The sequence below is a fragment of the Rhizorhabdus wittichii genome, from assembly GCF_017607425.1.
In the GTDB taxonomy this organism is placed as follows: Bacteria; Pseudomonadota; Alphaproteobacteria; order Sphingomonadales; family Sphingomonadaceae; genus Rhizorhabdus; species Rhizorhabdus wittichii.
The window spans coordinates 2816537-2836116 of record NZ_CP059319.1 but is presented as its reverse complement, the minus strand read 5'-3'; the positions used below and the strand labels follow the sequence as shown (position 1 = coordinate 2836116).

At 67.2% G+C, this 19580-nt stretch carries 20 protein-coding genes; 18 read left to right on the top strand and 2 right to left on the bottom strand.

Annotated features, from left to right (window positions below):
• Positions 1 to 70 precede the first annotated feature (70 nt).
• The 13 genes from HRJ34_RS13320 to HRJ34_RS13260 all read left to right on the top strand — a co-directional run bounded on the left by HRJ34_RS13320 (position 71) and on the right by HRJ34_RS13260 (position 12254).
• On the top strand, positions 71 to 2101 hold the full coding sequence (locus tag HRJ34_RS13320) for a conjugal transfer protein TraG (RefSeq protein WP_012049874.1): 2031 nt from the start codon (positions 71 to 73) through the stop codon (positions 2099 to 2101).
• Positions 2098 to 2517: a CopG family ribbon-helix-helix protein gene (locus tag HRJ34_RS13315; protein ID WP_012049875.1), complete on the top strand. Its 420-nt coding sequence runs from the start codon at positions 2098 to 2100 to the stop codon at positions 2515 to 2517. The genes HRJ34_RS13320 and HRJ34_RS13315 overlap by 4 nt, the downstream gene beginning before the upstream one ends.
• A 140-nt stretch (positions 2518 to 2657) precedes the next feature.
• On the top strand, positions 2658 to 3644 hold the full coding sequence (gene trbB / locus HRJ34_RS13310) for a P-type conjugative transfer ATPase TrbB (RefSeq protein WP_208634291.1): 987 nt from the start codon (positions 2658 to 2660) through the stop codon (positions 3642 to 3644).
• Positions 3641 to 3976, top strand: a complete 336-nt coding sequence (locus tag HRJ34_RS13305; RefSeq protein ID WP_012049877.1) for a TrbC/VirB2 family protein — start codon at positions 3641 to 3643, stop codon at positions 3974 to 3976. The genes trbB and HRJ34_RS13305 overlap by 4 nt, the downstream gene beginning before the upstream one ends.
• Positions 3973 to 4254, top strand: a complete 282-nt coding sequence (locus HRJ34_RS13300) for a VirB3 family type IV secretion system protein (RefSeq protein WP_012049878.1) — start codon at positions 3973 to 3975, stop codon at positions 4252 to 4254. The genes HRJ34_RS13305 and HRJ34_RS13300 overlap by 4 nt, the downstream gene beginning before the upstream one ends.
• Entirely contained in the window at positions 4251 to 6713 is a 2463-nt protein-coding gene (trbE, locus tag HRJ34_RS13295) for a conjugal transfer protein TrbE (RefSeq protein ID WP_012049879.1), read from the top strand. The genes HRJ34_RS13300 and trbE overlap by 4 nt, the downstream gene beginning before the upstream one ends.
• Entirely contained in the window at positions 6710 to 7426 is a 717-nt protein-coding gene (trbJ, locus tag HRJ34_RS13290) for a P-type conjugative transfer protein TrbJ (RefSeq protein WP_012049880.1), read from the top strand. Before trbE ends, trbJ begins: the two co-directional genes overlap by 4 nt.
• An 8-nt stretch (positions 7427 to 7434) precedes the next feature.
• Positions 7435 to 7737, top strand: a complete 303-nt coding sequence (gene trbK-alt / locus HRJ34_RS13285; protein WP_012049881.1) for a putative entry exclusion protein TrbK-alt — start codon at positions 7435 to 7437, stop codon at positions 7735 to 7737.
• Positions 7734 to 9119 carry a P-type conjugative transfer protein TrbL gene (gene trbL / locus HRJ34_RS13280; protein ID WP_012049882.1) on the top strand — a complete coding sequence of 462 codons (1386 nt, stop codon included), beginning with the start codon at positions 7734 to 7736 and terminating at the stop codon, positions 9117 to 9119. The genes trbK-alt and trbL overlap by 4 nt, the downstream gene beginning before the upstream one ends.
• A 6-nt stretch (positions 9120 to 9125) precedes the next feature.
• Positions 9126 to 9809 carry a conjugal transfer protein TrbF gene (trbF, locus tag HRJ34_RS13275; protein ID WP_012049883.1) on the top strand — a complete coding sequence of 228 codons (684 nt, stop codon included), beginning with the start codon at positions 9126 to 9128 and terminating at the stop codon, positions 9807 to 9809.
• The gene (gene trbG, locus HRJ34_RS13270) at positions 9806 to 10822 is read left to right on the top strand and encodes a P-type conjugative transfer protein TrbG (protein WP_012049884.1); all 1017 of its coding nucleotides are present in this window, start codon (positions 9806 to 9808) and stop codon (positions 10820 to 10822) included. Before trbF ends, trbG begins: the two co-directional genes overlap by 4 nt.
• Complete coding sequence (locus tag HRJ34_RS13265) at positions 10819 to 12036, top strand: TrbI/VirB10 family protein (RefSeq protein WP_012049885.1); 1218 nt, start codon at positions 10819 to 10821, stop codon at positions 12034 to 12036. Before trbG ends, HRJ34_RS13265 begins: the two co-directional genes overlap by 4 nt.
• Positions 12033 to 12254, top strand: a complete 222-nt coding sequence (locus HRJ34_RS13260) for a DUF2274 domain-containing protein (RefSeq protein WP_012049886.1) — start codon at positions 12033 to 12035, stop codon at positions 12252 to 12254. The genes HRJ34_RS13265 and HRJ34_RS13260 overlap by 4 nt, the downstream gene beginning before the upstream one ends.
• 17 nt (positions 12255 to 12271) lie before the next feature.
• On the opposite strand, the gene HRJ34_RS13255 is transcribed toward HRJ34_RS13260, so the two are convergent.
• Together HRJ34_RS13255 and HRJ34_RS13250 are read right to left on the bottom strand one after the other, a co-directional pair.
• Positions 12272 to 12580 (bottom strand): hypothetical protein, encoded by a 309-nt coding sequence (locus tag HRJ34_RS13255; protein ID WP_012049887.1) that lies wholly within the window; start codon positions 12578 to 12580, stop codon positions 12272 to 12274.
• Positions 12577 to 13524, bottom strand: coding sequence for a LysR family transcriptional regulator (locus tag HRJ34_RS13250; protein WP_208634290.1), 948 nt, complete (start codon positions 13522 to 13524; stop codon positions 12577 to 12579). The genes HRJ34_RS13255 and HRJ34_RS13250 overlap by 4 nt, the downstream gene beginning before the upstream one ends.
• Before the next feature lie 324 nt (positions 13525 to 13848).
• Here HRJ34_RS13250 and HRJ34_RS13245 point away from each other — a divergent pair, with 324 nt between their 5' ends.
• From HRJ34_RS13245 to HRJ34_RS13225, 5 genes are read left to right on the top strand one after another with little or no spacing between them, the layout of a single operon-like run.
• The gene (locus HRJ34_RS13245) at positions 13849 to 14457 is read left to right on the top strand and encodes a TetR/AcrR family transcriptional regulator (RefSeq protein WP_012049889.1); all 609 of its coding nucleotides are present in this window, start codon (positions 13849 to 13851) and stop codon (positions 14455 to 14457) included.
• On the top strand, positions 14454 to 15485 hold the full coding sequence (hlyD, locus tag HRJ34_RS13240; protein WP_012049890.1) for a secretion protein HlyD: 1032 nt from the start codon (positions 14454 to 14456) through the stop codon (positions 15483 to 15485). The genes HRJ34_RS13245 and hlyD overlap by 4 nt, the downstream gene beginning before the upstream one ends.
• A gap of 1 nt (position 15486) precedes the next feature.
• Complete coding sequence (locus HRJ34_RS13235) at positions 15487 to 17271, top strand: ATP-binding cassette domain-containing protein (protein WP_037505522.1); 1785 nt, start codon at positions 15487 to 15489, stop codon at positions 17269 to 17271.
• Positions 17268 to 18437 carry an ABC transporter permease gene (locus HRJ34_RS13230; protein WP_049771264.1) on the top strand — a complete coding sequence of 390 codons (1170 nt, stop codon included), beginning with the start codon at positions 17268 to 17270 and terminating at the stop codon, positions 18435 to 18437. The genes HRJ34_RS13235 and HRJ34_RS13230 overlap by 4 nt, the downstream gene beginning before the upstream one ends.
• Before the next feature lie 6 nt (positions 18438 to 18443).
• Positions 18444 to 19568: an ABC transporter permease gene (locus HRJ34_RS13225; RefSeq protein WP_012049893.1), complete on the top strand. Its 1125-nt coding sequence runs from the start codon at positions 18444 to 18446 to the stop codon at positions 19566 to 19568.
• The last annotated feature ends 12 nt before the right edge of the window (positions 19569 to 19580 follow it).

The following is a 19580-nucleotide window of genomic DNA, read 5'->3' as shown; positions in this document are numbered from 1 at the left end:
TCTACGCTAGACTTTCCTCCATAATAACAGTGACTTGATTTGGTGCCCAGCACGCATCGACTTCGATGCCATGTCGGCAACCAAAATCCTTTGGGGTCAGGTCTTCGCGGTCTTCCTGATCGTGCTCGCCGCCCTGTGGACCGCGACGCAATGGACCGCCGCGGCGCTCGCCTATCAGCCCGAGCTTGGGGCGCCCTGGTTCATGCTCGGCGACTGGCCGATCTATCCGCCGCCGGCCTTCTTCTGGTGGTGGTTCTCGTTCGACGCCTACGCGCCGGAGATATTCGAGACGGGCGCGTTCATCGCCGTGTCGGGCGGGTTCGCCGCGATCGTCGTCGCCATCGGCATGTCGGTATGGCGCGCGCGCGAGCTGAAGAACGCCGAGACCTACGGCTCGGCGCGCTGGGCGACGCGCGGGGAGATCGCCGCCGCCGGGCTGCTCGGGCCGAACGGCCTCATGCTCGGCCGGCTCGGGCGCGACTACCTGCGCCACGACGGCCCCGAGCATGTGCTGTGCTTCGCGCCGACCCGGAGCGGCAAGGGCGTCGGCCTCGTTGTGCCGACGCTGCTCACCTGGCCGGGCTCGGCCATCGTGCATGACATCAAAGGCGAGAACTGGCAGCTCACCGCCGGCTTTCGCGCCCGGCACGCGCGGGTGCTGCTGTTCGATCCGACCAACGGCGCGTCGGCCGCCTACAACCCTCTGCTCGAAATCCGCAAGGGCGCCTGGGAAGTGCGCGACGTGCAGAACGTCGCCGACGTGCTGGTGGACCCGGAAGGCTCGCTGGAGAAGCGAAACCACTGGGAGAAGACCTCCCACGCCTTGCTGGTCGGCACGATCCTCCATGTCCTCTACGCCGAGGCCGACAAGACGCTGGCGGGTGTCGCCGCCTTCCTGTCCGATCCCCGCCGCCCGATCGAAAGCACCCTATGGGCGATGATGACGACGCCGCATTTGGGCGAGGCGGGCGTCCATCCCGTCGTCGCTTCGGCCGCGCGCGAGCTGCTCAACAAATCGGCCAACGAACGATCGGGCGTGCTCTCGACCGCCATGTCGTTCCTCGGCCTCTATCGCGATCCCGTCGTCGCGCAGGTCACGCGCACCTGCGAGTGGCGGATCAAGGATCTGGTCGAGGGCGAGCTGCCGGTGACGCTCTACCTCGTCGTGCCGCCGTCCGACATCTCGCGCACCAAGCCGCTCATCCGCCTCATCCTCAACCAGATCGGCCGCCGTCTCACCGAAGACCTGAAGGCGCGGCAGTCGCGCCACCGGCTGCTCTTGATGCTCGACGAGTTTCCCGCGCTGGGGCGGCTCGACTTCTTCGAGAGCGCGCTGGCCTTCATGGCCGGCTACGGCATCCAGAGCTTCCTCATCGCCCAGAGCCTCAATCAGATCGAGAAGGCTTACGGGCCGAACAACGCGATCCTCGACAACTGCCATGTGCGCGTGTCGTTCGCCACCAACGACGAACGCACCGCCAAACGCATCTCGGACGCGCTCGGGACCGCCACCGAAATGCGCGCGATGAAGAACTACGCCGGCCACCGGCTCTCGCCCTGGCTCGGGCATCTGATGGTCTCGCGCTCCGAGACGGCGCGGCAGCTCCTCACGCCCGGCGAAATCATGCAGCTCCCGCCCGACGACGAGATCGTCATGGTCGCGGGCATCCCACCGATCCGGGCGAAGAAGGTCCGCTACTTCAAGGACCGGCGGTTCACGCAGCGGGTGACGTCGCCGCCCGACAGCAATGTCGGCGGCGGCCCGCCGCGTCCCGACGACTGGAGCGGACTGGCGCCGATCGAGGCGCCGCCGATGCCCGAGCCGATCGAGCATGAATCTCCCAAGAAGCCGAAGAAGAAAAAGGCCGCCAGGAAGGCGGATGCCGAGGACGATGCCGCCAACGCGGACCTGCGCCGCGAGCCGGCGCTGGAGCGCCATATCGACATCGCGCCGACGCCCCGGCCGGCGCCCGCCAACGAGTTCGAGCTGGACGAGCCGGACCCCGATAGCGACGCGGCGCGGCAGGCGACGGTGCGCCGCCAGATGCAGCGCGTGGCCCGGCAGGCGTCGCTCGATCCCGACGACGGCATCGAGCTATGAGCACCAAGACTCCGCTGTCGGTCTATCTCGACCCCGAGCTGATGCGCGCGCTCGCCGCCTATGCCGACCGCAGGGACAAATCCCGCTCGCTGATCGCCGAGGCGGCCATCGCATCCTTCCTGTCGCCCGACGCCGATGAGCAGCGCGAGGCCGCCATCGCCAAGCGCCTCGACAAGCTGGACCGCCGCATCACCCGAATGGAGCGCGACACGGGGATCGGCGTCGAGATGATCGCGCTGTTCGTGCGCTTCTGGCTGTCGAACACCCCGCCGCCGCCCGAGAGCGAGCGGGCCGCGATGCGCCGGCAAGGCGGCGACCGCTACGACGCCTTCATGGATGCGCTCGGCCGCCGACTCGCGAAGGGGCCGAAGGTCAGACAAGAAATCGGTGAGGACTTTGGCGGCCAAGAAGAATGAGCTGACTACGCCAGTTATTGTCTTTCTACGCCAGACTACGACGGCCACATTTACTTGTTGAAGGACGGTCTTTTCTGTCTCTCTTGATGTGCCCCTGACGCCGGGCGGCGGTTCGCCTGGCCCTCATCAGGGGCTTTTTCTTGTCCATCCAACCGATCCGTTCCTTGGGGGAAACACGCGGCGCACGGATGCTGCGCACGGCGCTGGGGCCGTCGATCGCGGCCTGGCTCGACGATCCCGCCGTGATCGAGGTGATGCTGAACCCGGACGGACGGCTCTGGGTCGATCGGCTCGGCGAAGGCATCAACGACACCGGCATGACGCTGGCCGCCGCGGACGGCGAGCGCATCATCCGTCTGGTCGCGCACCATGTAGGCGTCGAGGTTCACGCCCGATCCCCGCGTGTCTCGGCCGAGCTGCCCGAAGGAGGGGAGCGGTTCGAGGGGTTGCTGCCCCCCGTCGTCGCCGCGCCCGCCTTCGCGATCCGCAAGCCGGCCGTCGCCGTCTTCACGCTCGACGACTACGCCGCGGCCGGGATCATGTCGCCGGCCGAGGCCGCGGCGCTGCGCGATGGCGTGCAGACACGCGCCAATATCCTTGTCGCGGGCGGGACCGGCAGCGGCAAGACCACGCTGGTCAACGCGCTCCTCGCCGAAGTCGCCAAGACCACCGACCGCATCGTCCTGATCGAAGACACGCGCGAGCTTCAGTGCGCCGCGCCGAACCTCGTCGCCATGCGGACCAAGGATGGCGTCGTCACGCTGTCCGATCTCGTGCGGTCCAGCCTGCGGCTGCGCCCCGACCGCATCCCCATCGGCGAGGTGCGCGGCGCCGAGGCGCTCGATCTCCTCAAAGCCTGGGGCACCGGCCACCCCGGCGGCATCGGCACCATCCACGCCGGGACCGCGCTCGGCGCGCTGCGCCGCATGGAGCAGCTCATCCAGGAGGCCGTGGTCACGGTCCCCCGCGCGCTGCTGGCCGAGACCATCGACCTGATCGCGGTGCTGGTCCGCGACGGACACGGCCGCCGCCTCGCCGAGCTGGCCCGCGTCGAGGGGATCGACGCCGCGACCGGCGATTACCGCCTGACCCCCCTCGCACCCCCCAACCTCGGAGACGCACCATGATCCATGCCCTTCGGCATGGCGCACGCCGCGCCATGCTCGCCGCCACCGCCAGCGTCATCGCGCTGACCATCTCGGCACCCGCCCATGCGGGCGGATCGTCGATGCCGTGGGAAGCCCCGCTGCAATCCATCCTCGAAAGCATCGAGGGGCCGGTCGCGAAAATCATCGCGGTCATCATCATCATCGTCACCGGCCTGACCCTGGCGTTCGGCGACACCTCGGGCGGCTTTCGCCGGCTGATCCAGATCGTCTTCGGCCTGTCGATCGCCTTCGCCGCGTCGAGCTTCTTCCTGTCGTTCTTCTCGTTCGGCGGGGGGCTCGTCGTCGCATGACGGGCGCGGCCGATCCCGTCGAGCCGATCGCCGGCTATTTCGCGCCGGTCCATCGGGCGCTGACCGAGCCGATCCTGCTCGGCGGCGCCCCGCGCTCGCTGGCGATCGTCAACGGCACGCTGGCGGGCGCGATCGGCCTCGGCCTGCGGCTCTGGATCGCCGGACTGGCGATTTGGGCCATCGGCCATGCGCTCTCCGTATGGGCCGCGCGGCGCGATCCGCAGTTCGTGGACGTGGCCCGCCGGCACCTCCGCTATCCGGCGTGGATGCGGCCATGATGAGCCTGCGCGAATACAGGAATCGCGCCGCCCACCTGGCCGACTTCCTGCCCTGGGCCGCGCTGGTCGGCGAGGGCGTCGTTCTCAACAAGGACGGCAGCTTTCAGCGCACGGCGCGTTTTCGCGGCCCCGATCTCGACAGCGCCACGCCTGCCGAGCTGGTCGCCACCACGGCGCGGCTCAACAACGCGCTGCGGCGGCTCGGTTCGGGCTGGGCGATCTTCGTTGAGGCACAGCGCACGCCCGCGCTCGACTACCCGGAATCCACGTTCCCCGATCCGGTCTCGGCGCTCGTGGACATGGAGCGGCGCGAACAGTTCCGCGAGGAAGGCGCGCATTTCGAGAGCGCCTATTATCTCACCTTGCTGTGGATGCCGCCGGCCGAAGAAGCCGCGCGCGCCGAAGGTTGGCTCTACGAGGGCCGATCCACCTCCGGCGTCGATCCGTGGGAGCTGCTCAAGGGCTTCGCCGACCGCAGCGACCGCGTTCTCAATCTGGTCGAAGGCTTCGTGCCCGAGGTCCGCTGGCTCGATGACGGCGAGACGCTGACCTATCTGCACAGCACGATCTCGACCCGGCGCCAGCGTGTGCGCGTCCCCGAGACGCCGATGCACCTGGACGCGCTGCTCGCCGACGAGCCGCTGACCGGCGGGCTCGAACCGCGCCTGGGCGACCATCATCTCCGCACGCTGACGATCACGGGATTCCCCAGCGTCACCTTCCCCGGCCTGCTCGACGAGCTGAACCGGCTCGCCTTCGAGTATCGCTGGTCCACCCGCGCGCTGATGCTCGACAAGACCGACGCGACCAGGCTGCTGACCAGGATCAGGCGGCAATGGTTCGCCAAGCGCAAATCGGTCGCGGCCATCCTCAAGGAAGTCATGACCAACGAGGCGTCCACGCTGCTCGACAGCGACGCCTCGAACAAGGCCGCCGACGCCGACACGGCTCTGCAAGAGCTGGGCGCCGACTATGCCGGCATGGCCTACGTCACCGCGACGGTGACGGTGTGGGACCGCGATCCCGCCATTGCGGCCGAGAAGCTGCGGCTGGTCGAGAAGGTTATCCAGGGCCGCGACTTCACCGTCATCCCCGAGGGGATGAACGCGATCGAGGCATGGCTGGGGAGTCTGCCCGGCCACACCTACGCCAACGTCCGGCAACCGCCGATCTCCACCATCAATCTCGCCCACCTGATCCCCCTGTCAGCAGTATGGGCGGGGCCGGAACGGGACGAGCACTTCGGACAACCCCCCTTGCTCTACGGCAGGACCGAAGGCTCGACCCCGTTCCGGTTTTCCCTTCACCCCGATGGCAGCGATGTCGGCCACACGCTGATCGTCGGCCCGACCGGCGCGGGCAAGTCGGTGCTGCTCGCGCTCATGGCGATGCAGTTCCGCCGCTACGAGAACGCCCAGGTCTTCGCGTTCGACTTCGGTGGCTCGATCCGCGCCGCCACGCTGGCGGCGGGCGGAGACTGGCAGGATCTCGGCGGCGGGCTATCCGACGACGGCGACGGCGACGGCGGCGTCCAGCTACAGCCGCTCGCCCGTATCGACGATCCGGCCGAGCGCGCATGGGCGGCCGAATGGCTGGCGGCGATCCTCGCCAGCGAAGGCGTTACGGTCGATCCCCAGGCCAAGGAGCATATCTGGTCGGCGCTGGGCTCGCTCGCCAGCGCACCGCAGGCCGAACGCACGCTGACCGGGCTCGCGGTCCTCTTGCAGAGCCAGCAGCTCAAGCAGGCGCTCGCGCCCTATTGCATCGGCGGGCCGTGGGGCCGGCTGCTTGACGCCGAGGCCGAGCGGCTGGGCGAAGCCGACATGCAAGCCTTCGAGACCGAAGGACTGGTCGGCGCCGGCTCGGCCGCCGCGGTGCTCTCCTATCTGTTCCATCGGATCGAAGGGCGGCTGGACGGGTCGCCGACGCTCATCATCATCGACGAGGGCTGGCTGGTCCTCGACAGCCCGGACTTCGCCGCGCAGCTTCGCGAGTGGCTGAAGACGCTGCGCAAGCGCAATGCCAGCGTCGTCTTCGCGACGCAGAGCCTCGCCGACATCGAGACGTCGAGCATCGCGCCGGCCATCATCGAGTCCTGCCCGACACGCATCTTCCTGCCGAACGAGCGCGCGGCCGAGCCGCAGATCGCGGCCATCTACGAACGCTTCGGGCTCAACGCCCGGCAGATCGAAATCCTCAGCCGGGCGACGCCGAAGCGCGACTACTACTGCCAGTCGCGGCGCGGCAACCGCCTGTTCGAGCTGGGGCTGGGCGAGGTCGCACTGACCTTCGCCGCCGCGTCGTCGAAGACCGGCCAGCTCGCCATCGCCGACATCATCGAGACCCACGGCCAGGCCGGCTTCGCGGCCGAATGGCTGCGCCATCGCGGCTGCGCCTGGGCTGTCGAGCTTCTTCCCCCCGATCCGCAACGCCAACCCCAGCAGGAGCTACCTCTATGACCGGATTCCCCCTGCGCCGCGCCATCCTGGCCGGCGTCCTCGCCAGCGCGGCCGTCGTGCCGATGATCGCGCCCATGCCGGCCTACGCGCAATTCGGCGGCATCGTCTATGACCCGACCAACTATGCGCAGAACGTGCTGACCGCCGCGCGGTCGCTCCAGCAGATCAACAATCAAATCCAGCAAATCCAGAACCAGGCGACCAGCCTCATCAACGAGGCGCGCAACCTCGCCAGCCTGCCGCTCTCGACGGTGAGCACGCTCCAGCAGCAGATTCAGCAGACGCAGCAACTGCTCGGCCAGGCGCAGCGCATCGCCTTCGACGTGCAGGACATCCAGCAGGCGTTCAACGGCCGCTACAAGGGCGCGGCGCTGACCGGCGATCACGCGCAGATGGTCGCCAACGCCAATGCCCGCTGGGAGGATAGCGTCGGCGCCTTTCAGGATGCCTTGCAGGTGCAGGCCGGCGTCGTCGGCAACATCGAAGGCGCCCGCACGACGATGGACAGCCTGGTCTCGGCCAGCCAGTCCGCGACCGGCGCGCTTCAGGCGACGCAGGCCGGCAACCAACTCCTCGCGCTGCAATCGCAGCAGCTCTCGGACCTGACCGCCGCCGTGGCGGCGCAAGGCCGGGCGCAGGCGCTGCAATCCGCCCGCCAGGCGGCCGAGGAGGCCGAAGGGCGCGAGCGGTTCCGCCGCTTCATGGGCAACTGAGACGCGCCATGTCGCGCACGGCGAAGATCGCAGGGGTGGCGGCGCTGGCCGGGCTGATGATGACGGTGGCGATCGTCGCCGCCGTCCAGCCCGATGAGCCTGCGCCCGCGCCCCCGCTCGTCCTGCCGGCGGACGAAGGCCAGGCCAGGCTCGCCCGCGAGCTGGATCGCTGCGCCTCGCTCACCATGCCGGATAGCGGCTGCGAGGCGGCCTGGGCCGCCAACCGCCGCCGCTTCTTCCGCCAGGACGAGCCCCCGCCCGCGATCGAGCGCGGCAGCGACACGGCGCCGGATGAAGGCGCCCGGCCATGAACGACACCGGCGTTATCGACAATTTCCTCAACGTCTTCACCGGCTACATCGACTCAGGCTTCGGCCTGCTCGGCGGCGAGGTCGCGTTCCTCTCGACAACGCTGATCGCCATCGACGTGACGCTCGCCGGTCTGTTCTGGGCCTGGGGCGCGGACGAGGACGTGCTTCAGCGCCTCGTCAAGAAAACGCTCTACATCGGCACCTTCGCTTTCATCATCGGCAATTTCTCGCTGCTCGCGACCATCGTGTTCGAGAGCTTCGCCGGGCTCGGCCTCCAGGCCAGCGGCGGGGCGATGACGATCGACGAGTTCATGAAGCCCGGCACGATCGCGGCGAAGGGGCTCGAAGCCGCCAAGCCGCTGCTCGATGCGGCGGGGCAGTTCTCCAGCCTTTGGGCCGTGTTCTCGAACCTCGCGCTGATCCTCGTGCTGCTGCTCGCCTGGGTGATCGTGGTGCTCGCCTTCTTCATCATCGCCGTGCAGGTCTTCATCACGCTGATCGAGTTCAAGCTGGTGACGCTCGCCGGCTTCGTCCTGCTGCCCTTCGCCTTCTTCAACAAGACCGCCTTCATGGCCGAGAAGGTGCTGGGCCATGTCGTCTCGACCGGCATCAAGGTGCTGGTGCTCGCCGTCATCACCGGCATCGGCACCACGCTGTTCAGCCAGTTCACCGGGGCGGCTCTCGGCCCCGCGCCCGACATCAATCAGGTCATGGCCATCGCGCTCGCCGCGCTGTCGCTGCTGGGCCTGTCGATCTTCGGACCCGGCATTGCGAACGGCATCGTCTCGGGCGGGCCGCAGCTCGGCGCGGGTGCGGCGGCCGGGACCGCGCTGGCCGCAGGCGGCGCGCTGGTCGGTGGCGCGGCCGCCGCACGGCTTGGCGTCGGGACCGCCGGTTCCGCCCTCGGCGCGGCCGGCCGGATGACCGGCGCCGCCGCGCGGGGCGGCGCTCAGATGGCTGGCGGCGCGACCAGCGCCTACAGCCTCGGCTCGTTCGGCAAGAGCGGCGCGGGCGCTGTCGCGGGCGGCATGGCCGCGGTCGGCCAGGCGGCGGCGGGCAGCGCGGCGAGCGCCGTCCTTTCGCCGCTGCGCGCGGCGGCCGTCAAGGGCGGCGCGGCGATGAAGTCCAACTTCCGCTCCGGCGCCCGCGCCGGGTTCACCGCCACCGGCGGCACGATCACCGGCGGACCCGCGCCCGCCGCCCCGGCGGCCGCGCCCGCTGGCGGTTCCGCATCGGCGGGCTCGTCGGCCCAGCCTGAATGGGCCGCCGCGATGAAACGTCGCGAGGCCGTCAGCCACGGCGCGACCGTCCTCGCCCACACCATGAAGGCTGGCGACAGCCACGGCGGCGGCGCCGGTCCCGACATCAAAGAGAAGGACTGACCTCCCATGTTCCGACGCCCCACCATCCGCTATGGCCAGACCCCCGAACCCACGACACCCTATCAGCGCGCAGCCCAGCAATGGGACGATCGCATCGGCTCCGCGCGCGTGCAGGCGAAGAACTGGCGCCTCGCCTTCTTCGGCGCACTGGCGCTCTCGGGCGGCCTTTCCGCCGGTCTCGTCTGGCAATCGGCGCGTGGGCATATCGTGCCCTGGGTGGTGCAGGTCGATCGGCTCGGCGAGGCGCAGGCGGTCGCGCCCGCCGAGGCCGGCTATCGCCCCACCGATCCGCAGATCGCGTTCCACCTCGCCCGCTTCATCGAGCAGGTCAGGGCGATCCCGGCCGATCCGGTGATCGTCCGCCAGAACTGGCTGCGCGCCTACGACTTCACGACCGATCGGGGCGCGGTGGCGCTCAACGACTACGCCCGCGCCAACGACCCCTTCGCCAATGTCGGCCGGGTGCAGGTCGCGGTGGACGTGTCGAGCGTGATCCGGGCCTCGCCCGACAGCTTCCGCGTCGCCTGGACCGAGCGCCGCTATCAGGACGGGAGCCTCGCCGCGACCGAACGCTGGTCGGCCATCCTCACCATCGTCGTGCAGCCGCCGCGCACGCCCGACGCCCTGCGCAAGAACCCGCTCGGCGTCTTCGTCAACGCTTTGAATTGGTCAAGGGAGCTGTCGCAATGACGCACACGCCATTTCGCCGTTCCGCCTCGGCGGTCCTGCTTGTCTCCGCCACCGCGCTCGCCGGCTGCGCCACCACATCGGCGAAGCCGCCCGCGATTCGCTATGACGACCCGCCGCGCGAGATCGCGGCGACGCCGGCCGCGGAACCACTCCGCGCCGTCGAGGTGGTGACGATCCCCGAACCCCTGCCGTTCCCCGGCCAATTGAAGCCGGTCGCGGCCGGGGCGGCGACTGCCGAGCACGCCGATCCACGCAGGCGCGTCGGGGCCGCCAACGCCGCCGCCCGCGTGCAGCCGGTGCGTGACGGTTTCCTCAACGCCATCCAGCAATATCCCTGGACCGACGGAGCGCTCTATCAGGTCTATGCCGCGCCCGGCCAGGTGACGGACATCGCATTGCAGGAAGGCGAGAAGCTCGTGGGGCCGGGGCCGGTCGCGGCCGGCGACACCGTGCGCTGGATCATCGGCGACACGGTGAGCGGCGGCGGCGCGACGGCCCGCGTGCATATCCTCGTGAAGCCCACGCGGCCCGACCTTTCCACGAACCTCGTCATCAACACCGACAGGCGGACCTATCATCTGGAGCTGCGCGCGACGGCTTCGACCTACATGGCGTCGGTCTCGTGGACCTATCCGCAGGACCAGCTCATCGCGCTGCGCAGCGCCAATACCGCAGCCGCCGCCTCGGCCCCCGTCGCGACCGGCCTCGACCTCGCGGCGCTCAATTTCCGCTACCGGATCGAGGGCGACCGCGTGCCGTGGAAGCCGGTGCGCGCTTTCGACGATGCCGCCCAGGTGTTCATCGAGTTTCCGGCCGGGATCTCGCAGGGCGAGATGCCGCCGCTATTCGTGACCGGCGCGGCCGGTGATGCCGAGCTGGTCAATTACCGCGTGCAGGGCCGCTACATGGTGGTGGACCGGCTGTTCGCCGCCGCCGAGCTGCGCCTGGGCGACCGGCGCAGCGAGCAGCGCATCCGCATCGTGCGCGACGACGGACGCAGGGGGCGGCCGTGACCGATCCGGCCGACAACTCCCCGCCCGAGGCGGCCGCACCGCAAGCGCCGCGCCCTGATCCGCAAGCCTTCCAGCTTCGCGGCGACCCGCCGCGCGTCATGCGCCTGTCGCGCAAGGCGCTGGCCGCCATCGGCGTCGTCGCCGGCCTCGGGATCGGCGGCTCGCTGATCTATGCGCTCAAGCCGGCAGGCGAGAAGGAGGCGAAGGAACTCTACAGCACCGACAGCCGCGCTACCTCCGAGACCATCACATCGGGACCGCGCGACTACAGCCAGGCGCCGAAACTCGGCCCGCCGCTTCCCGGCGACCTCGGCGGCCCGATCGTCTCGGCGCAGCAGCGTGGGGAGAATGTCCCGGTCCCGCCCGTTGGCGCCCAGCCCGATCCGCGCGCCCAGGCCGAGGAAGCCGCCCGCCAGCGCATCAGCCAAGAGCGCGACGCGGCGCGCATGAGCGGCGTGTTCCTCGGCGGCAGCAGCACCGGGGCCGCTGCGATGCCTTCGTTGCCGAACCTCGCAATCGCAACGCCCGACGCTACCGCTCCGCAGCCGGCCGAGGCCGCGCAGGGCGACCAGGCCGCCAAGCGCGCCTTCATGGCGCAGGCGTCCAGCCAGCGGACGGTCAGCGTCGAGCGCCTGACCGCGCCGGCCTCGCCCAACATCGTGCAGGCGGGCAGCATCGTGCCCGCGGCGCTCATCACCGGCATCCGCTCCGATCTCCCCGGCCAGATCACTGCCCAGGTGACGGCCAACGTCTATGACAGCCCTACCGGCCGCATCCTGCTCATCCCGCAAGGGGCGCGGCTGATCGGCGAATATGACAGCGAGATCGCCGCCGGGCAGACTCGCGTGCTGCTGGCATGGGATCGGCTCATCATGCCGGACGGCCGCTCGATCGTTCTCGAGCGCCAGCCCGGCGCCGATGCGGCCGGCTATGCCGGCTTGCAGGATCGCGTGAACCAGCATTGGGGCAATCTGCTCAAGGCGGCTGCCGTCTCGACGCTGCTCGGCGTGGGGGCCGAGCTGGGCGCGGACAGCGAGGATGACCTGACTCGCGCCCTGCGCCGCGGGTCGCAGGATACCATCAACCAGACCGGCCAGCAGATCGTGCGGCGGCAGCTCAACGTGCAGCCGACACTCACCATCCGGCCCGGGCATCCGTTGCGCGTGGTTCTGACCCGCGACCTCGTATTGGAGCCGGTTGGAGGCGCACGATGAGCAAATTGAAGCTGGGGCCGCTTCCCGACGAGAAGCCGATAAAGGCCACGGTGGACATTCCCGCTGCGGTATATCGCGAGCTGACCGCCTATGCGGAGGCACACGCGGCCGAGACGGGCAGTTCGCCTGTGCCGCCCGAGAAACTGCTAGTGCCGATGGCCATTCAGCTCATGGCGACGGACAGGGGCTTTCGCCGGTGGCTCGCGCAGCGGAAGTGAGAGCGCGCCGCCTGCCGTCAGTTGCCCATGAACTTCTTGAACCGCTCGCGGCCTTCCGCCTCGATCACCGCTTGCTCGGCGTTGGCGCACTCGTCGCCGCGCGCCGTTCCTTCCGCGCATTGCGCCACGACCTGCCGGGCTTCATCGAGATGCGCCGCGAAATACTGCATCCCGCGCGGCTCGGCCGGCGTCGGCGCGGCGACTGGCGGGGCGGCCACGATCGCCGCCCGTTCGACGGGCACGATCACCGGGCGCAGGACGAAACCCGCCCCGAACCCGATGATGAGCGTGACCAGCACGATGATGAGTGTCTTTCCTTGCGTCATGACGGCTCCTTTCCCGGTTGCTGAGACAGTGGTTGCGGCCCAGGCATGGACGGCATCGAATAGCGGGCGGTGACGAACTCAAGAAACCGGCGCAGCACCGGATTTTCATTGTCCTCGCGCCAATAGCCCGAGAAGCCGATCCGCGTGTGCCCGTTGGCCTCGTGGACCTCGCGGAAGACCACGCCGGGGACGTGGATGCCGAGCGCCGATTCCGCGACGATCGAGATATACCCGCCGAGCGCAATGACGCTCAGCACAGTGTCCCGCCTGATGTCGTCCATGTCGATCTCCGGTGAGTAGCCCGGCATCCCGAGCTTGCCGAGGAGCATGTTGCGCGTCTCGGGACCGGGATCTTGCTCGGTGAGCAAGAACCGCTCGCCGGCCAGGTCGGTCCAGTGGATGCGTTCGCGGGTCGCAAGCGCGTGGCTTTCGGGCATCGCCACCAGGATGCGCTCGCTCCAGAACGAGCGGCTCATCAGCCCTGGATGCGGCGCCTCGCCGATCATGATGGCGATGTCGAGCAGCCCGTTCTCGATGCCGGCCAGCAGCATCTCGCGGTCGCGCTCGAACCCGCGCAGCTTCACCTCGGAATGGCGCTCGCCGAACTTGCTCAGGGTCGCGCGCAGGTTTCCCGCCGAGAAGGACGTGTAGAAGCCTACCGCCAGCTTGCCGGCATGGCCGTTGGTCGTGGCGCTGACCCAGGCGTCCAGCTCGTCCCACTCCTTCATGATCCGCTTGGCGACCCGCAGATAGGTCGCCCCGTCCGCCGTCAGGGTGGCGCCGCGCGTCTTACGGTCGAACAGCGCCATGCCCAGCCGCTTCTCGGTTTCGAGGATGTAGCGGCTCAGCGTCGGCTGCTTGATGTTGAGGTTGCGCGCCGCGCGGCTGAAACTCCCTGCTTCTGCGGCTGCTATTAGATAGCGAAGCTGCCGTAGCTCGATCACTCATCTTCTCGCTTCAGTTTACGCTGGTTCCTGATCAATGGATCGATTCGAGGCCAATGGCAGAGCTCAAATCACCGCCGCACTGCCCGCTGGTGCATATTGCATTCTAGGCGTTGATCGAGGTGGGAACATTACTGTGATTCAGGCTCGGCCACGCTCACAATATGAATCAGGAGCCGGGCCAACAACGCAGCTCAACCAACCACGGGTCATCTTCCATACATTGCGAACAATGACTGTCTCCATTCCGGCACTTCCCATCTTGCAACCGCTACACATCGCAGATAGATAGTAATAGATTACTCTCTTTAGAAAGCGCAAGCAATGAGTGACCGCTCCAAGTATCTTCCAGCGGACGAACGTCGAGCGGCAACCGTGGAGGCGGTGGTCGACCTGGCTGCAGAACAAAACCCAAGTGACATCACAACGACGGCCATCGCGCAGCGAATGGGGCTGACCCAGGGGGCGCTGTTCCGTCATTTCCCGACCAAAGACGCCATCCTGGAGGCGGTGATGTCCTGGGTGACCGACCGTTTACTCGCCCGCGTCGACAAGGCCGCGGAAGGGGCCGCGTCTCCGAAGGCCGCCCTTGAAGCGGTCTTCATGACACATATCGATTTCGTGTCTGACCACCCGGGCGTGCCACGAATGCTTTTCGGGGAGTTGCAGCGGCCGGGTGAGACTCTTCCCAAGCGCATGGCCCAGACGCTGATCCGGCACTATGGAGAGCGGCTTCGTGGCTTGCTCGAGGCGGGAAAGGTGCGAGGCGAGTTGCGTGCCGACCTCGATCCGGATGCCGCCACCACCCTGTTTATCGGCACGATCCAGGGGCTCGTCATGCAATCGATGCTGGCGGGCGATGTAACCCATATTCGTCGCGATGCTCCCGGCGTGTTCGCTATATATCTGCGCGGAATCGGAGCAGTGCAATGAAGCGCATCCGCCTGCCCGGCATTCCCAAGCGGGTCTTTATTATTGTCGCTGTCGTCGCAATAATCGGGATCGGATGGGTCTGGATGCAGCGTGGCAGCCATGACGACGAGGCTCTGCGCCTCTATGGCAATGTCGACATTCGCGAGGTTCAACTCGCCTTCCGGCAACCCGGTCGTGTTGCGCAGATGCACTTCGATGAAGGAGATCACGTCGAAGCGGGTGCGCGCATGGCTGTCCTCGACGCGCAGCCGTTCGAGGAAGGTGTGGCTGCGGCCGATGCGTCCGTGGGTGTTGCTCAGGCGGACCTCGACAAATTGCTCCGCGGCCTGCGCCCTCAGGAGATCGTCCAGGCGCGCGAGGCACTCAATCAGGCTTCGGCTGTCGCCAGAGATGCGGAGCGCAATTTCAATCGTCAGAGCCAATTGCTCGCCTCAGGCGCCGCCAGTCAAAAGACGGTCGATGCCGCCCGCACCGCGCGCGACCAAGCCGTCGCCGGCGCCAATGCGGCCCGGGCCGCCTATTCACAAGCCACAGAAGGCTTCCGCAAGGAAGATGTCGCAGCGGGGCAGGCCCGCCTCGCCGCCGCACAAGCGGCACGGGCGCAAGCCGCCACTGCGCTTGCCGATACAGTGCTGCTTGCGCCGCGCACCGGCACCGTGATTGCCCGCGTGCGCGAACCCGGCAGCATGGTTGTTAGCCAGACCCCGATCTACAGCGTGAGCCTTGATGCGCCGGTTTATGTGCGTGCCTATATCGGAGAACCGGATCTGGGGCGCATCGCGCCCGGGATGCGGGTTCGCGTCCATAGCGACTCGTCCGACAAGGTTTATCAAGGCCAGATCGGGTTTATTTCACCGCGCGCCGAGTTCACGCCAAAAACGGTAGAGACCACGGATCTGCGCACGGATTTGGTCTATCGCCTGCGGATCGTGGTCACCAATGCGGATGCCGCGCTGCGCCAGGGCATGCCGGTGACCATCGACGTCGATGCCGGGCCAGCATCCAGCGCGCAGGCCAAAGGCCGCTGACATGGCGTCCGGTAGCGCAGCATCGGACCCGCCACCTGCCCCGCTGGATGAGGTCGCGGTCGTCATCGATGGGGTGAGCAAGCATTTCGGCGGCGTGCAGGCATTGCAGGATCTGAACGCACAGATCCGGTTTGGCCGCCTGACCGGGCTGGTTGGACCGGACGGTGCGGGCAAGACAACCCTGATGCGTATCCTGACGGGTCTGCTGGCGCCGAATAGCGGCCGCGCCACGGTGGCGGGCTTTGATGTGGTGGACGACAATGACGCCATCCATGCCGCAACCGGTTACATGCCGCAGCGCTTTGGTCTCTACGAAGACTTGTCGGTCATGGAGAATATGCGGCTCTATGCGCAGTTGCGCGGCATGGATGCCGACCGAAACGGCGAGTTGTTTTCCGAATTGCTCGACTTCACGCGTCTTGCCCCCTTTACCGGGCGTCTGGCGGGCAAGCTGTCCGGCGGCATGAAACAGAAACTCGGCCTGGCCTGCGCACTGATGGCACGGCCTGCCGTTCTGCTTCTGGATGAACCGAGCGTCGGCGTCGATCCCGTCAGCCGTCAGGAATTGTGGCGCATGGTGCAGGCGCTGACCGACGAGGGCATGGCTGTGGTCTGGTCGACCGCCTATCTCGACGAGGCCGAACGCTGTGACAGCGTGCTGCTATTGAACGAGGGGCGGCTTGCCTATGATGGACCGCCGGGAGAACTGACCGGGCGCCTTGCCGGCCGCAGCTTCCGTCTGGAACAGGTTGGCGATCAGCGCCGGGCCGTGCTGGCCGAGGCGCTGGACCTGAGCAGCGTGGGCGATGGCGTGATTCAGGGCAGCGGTGTTCGCATCGTGTTGCGCCCCGGTGCGGGAACCGGCCAGATAAGTGCTCTTGCCGATCGGATCGCGGCGCAACTCAAACCCGTGCCCGCCCGCTTCGAGGATTCCTTCATCGATCTGCTTGGCGGCGGCCCCGGCGGCACATCGGCCCTTGCCGAGGGGCTGCCGCCTATCCGGCTTGAATCGGATATCGCCGTTTCCTGCCGGAACCTGACCAAACGCTTCGGCGATTTCACGGCCACCGACAATATCAGCTTCGAGGTGGGCAAGGGCGAAATCTTCGGCCTGCTCGGGCCGAATGGCGCTGGCAAATCGACCACCTTCAAGATGCTGTGCGGCCTGCTCAAACCCACCAGCGGTGAGGCGCATGTGGCGGGGCTTGATCTGCGCCGCGCGACCGGGGCGGTCAAAGGTCAGCTTGGCTATATGGCGCAGAAGTTCTCGCTCTATGGCTTGCTGTCCGTGCGACAGAATCTGGAGTTCTCCGCTGGCGTCTATGGTCTGGACGGCGCGACGCAGCGGGCGCGGATCGAGGAAATGATCGAAATCTTCGGCTTGCAGCCCTGGCTGTCGTCAGCGCCGGACTCTCTGCCGCTCGGATACAAGCAGCGCCTGGCGCTGGCCTGCGCGGTGATGCATCGCCCGCCGGTGCTGTTTCTGGATGAGCCGACTTCGGGCGTCGATCCGATTACGCGGCGGGAGTTCTGGACCCACATCAACGGCCTTGCCCGCAAGGGCGTGACTGTGATGGTCACCACCCATTTCATGGACGAGGCGGAATATTGCGACCGGGTAGCGATGCTCTATCGCGCCCGGCTGATCGCGCTGGACACGCCGGACGCTCTCAAACGCGGTGCCGCCAGCGATGCCCGGCCGGACCCGACCATGGAAGACGCGTTCATTCATCTGGTCGAAGCCGAAGATCTCGCCGATGTCGCCCGTAGCGAGGTCGCCGCATGAACGACGCGGATGGATCGCGCCGGGATCGCCGAATGCCGCCGGAGGCCATGCGCCGCTTCGACCCGAAACGCCTTTGGGCGCTGGTGGTCAAGGAGAGCCTGCAGGCGGTCCGCGATCCGTCCACGCTGCTGATCGCCTTTGTCCTTCCGGTGGTCCTGCTGCTTCTGTTTTCCTATGCGGTGTCACTGGACGTGCGGGCAGTGCGTATCGGCGTCGTGCAGGAATCCGAATCTGCCTCGGCGCAGTCACTGGCCGCCGCATTCGCCGGAACCCGTTATCTGGACGTGACTTTCGCCCATGATCGGCGCGAGGTGTCCGACCGGGTCGTTTCGGGCGAATTGCGCGGATTTGTAGTCATTCCGCAGGATTTCGAGCAGCGCCTGGCCGATCGCGGCGCGCGGCCCCTCGTACAGATCATCGCCGATGGCTCGCAGCCCAATACCGCCAACTATGTCACCAACTACGCACAGGGCGTCGTCCAGACTTGGCGGGGCGGCCTCGGTATCGAGGCATCTCAGGCGGGCGTAACACTGGAGCCGCGATACTGGTTCAACGCCGAACTGGAGAGCCGCCGTTCGCTCGTGCCCGGCGCCATCGCCATCGTCATGACCATCATCGGCACCATGTTGACCGCACTGGTGGTAGCGCGCGAGTGGGAGCGCGGCACGATGGAGGCGGTACTCTCCACGCCCGCATCGGTCGCGGAAATCCTGATCGGTAAGCTCCTGCCTTATTTCGCGCTCGGGATGCTCGCCACGCTTGGGGCCACGGCGCTGGCGGTCTTTGCGTTCGGCGTGCCGCTGCGCGGGTCACTGGCCGCACTCCTTTTGCTTTCGGCGACATTCATGGTGCCTGCGCTGGGCCAGGGACTGCTGATCTCCTCCATCACCCGCAATCAGTTTCTGGCCGCGCAGATTGCCTTGTTCTCGGGCTTTCTGCCCGCATTCATGCTGTCGGGCTTTCTGTATGAGATCGACGCCATGCCGGCGCCGATCCGGGCTATCACCTGGTTTATCCCGGCGCGCTATTTCGTTTCTTCCTTGAAGACCGTGTTTCTGGCCGGGGACATCTGGGTGGTCTTTGTGCCGAACCTGCTGGCGATGGCTGCCATCGGCTTTCTGTTTTTCGTCCTGGCAAAACGCGCCACGCGCAAGAATCTGGAGTGAGGAGCCATGGCGCAACACAATAGCCATTTCGCTTTCACCCGGCTGCGGGCGCAGTTCATCAAGGAAGTGCTGAGCATCCTGCGCGACCCGCGCAGCCGCATGGTGGTGCTTGTGCCGCCGCTGTTGCAACTGCTGGTGTTCGCCTTCGCCGCGACGCTGGAAGTGCGCAATGTCGATATCGCCGTTCACAATCAGGATTCGGGGCGCTGGTCCTATGAACTGATCACGCGGCTCGACCGGGCCGACTTCATTACGCAGGTCTATCGCGTGAACGACAGCCAAGAGCTGCGCGATCTTATCGACCAGGGCAAGGTGATCGCGGCGCTCGATATCCAGCCGGACTTTTCGCGCGCAATCGCCACCGGCGACAATGGTCGCGTTCAGATGCTGATCGATGGCCGGCGCAGCAATTCAGGGCAGATCACCGCTTCTTATCTCTCCGCCATCGCTGCCGAGGTTGGCGCGGAAGCAAACGCCGGCAGTGCGCCCGCATCGGCGGTGGCGGTGCGCAACTGGTTCAATCCCAACCTGACCTACCGCTGGTTCATCGTGCCCGGCCTCTCCGGTATCCTGGCGTTCTTCAGCGCGCTGCTCATCACCTCGCTGTCGATCGCGCGGGAGCGCGAACTGGGAACATTCGACCAGTTGCTGGTGTCACCAACCTCCACGCCGGAAATCATTATATCCAAATCCCTGCCCGCTCTGGTCATCGGCACCATGCTCGGTCTTCTGATGATGGCGGCCGCTGCGGGTCCGTTCCAGATTCCGTTCAACGGCTCGTTTGGGCTGCTGTTCGTCAGCCTGGTTCTGTTCATCCTGTCGGTGGTGGGCATCGGCCTGATGATATCCGCGATCAGCGCGACCCAGCAGCAGGCCATCCTTGGCGCCTTCGCCATCGGCGTGCCATCCGTTCTGATGTCGGGCTTCGCTACCCCGGTCGAGAATATGCCCACGCTGCTGCAATGGCTGGCTCAGGCGATCCCCCTCACCCATTTTCTGATCATCGTGGAAGGCAGCTTTCTGAAAGCAATGTCGCCCGGCGATATTCTTGCGAGCCTTTGGCCATTGGCGCTGATCGCCCTGGTGTCGCTCACCACGGCCACCATCTTCGTTCGAGGACGTCTGCAATGATATTTCCCCCTC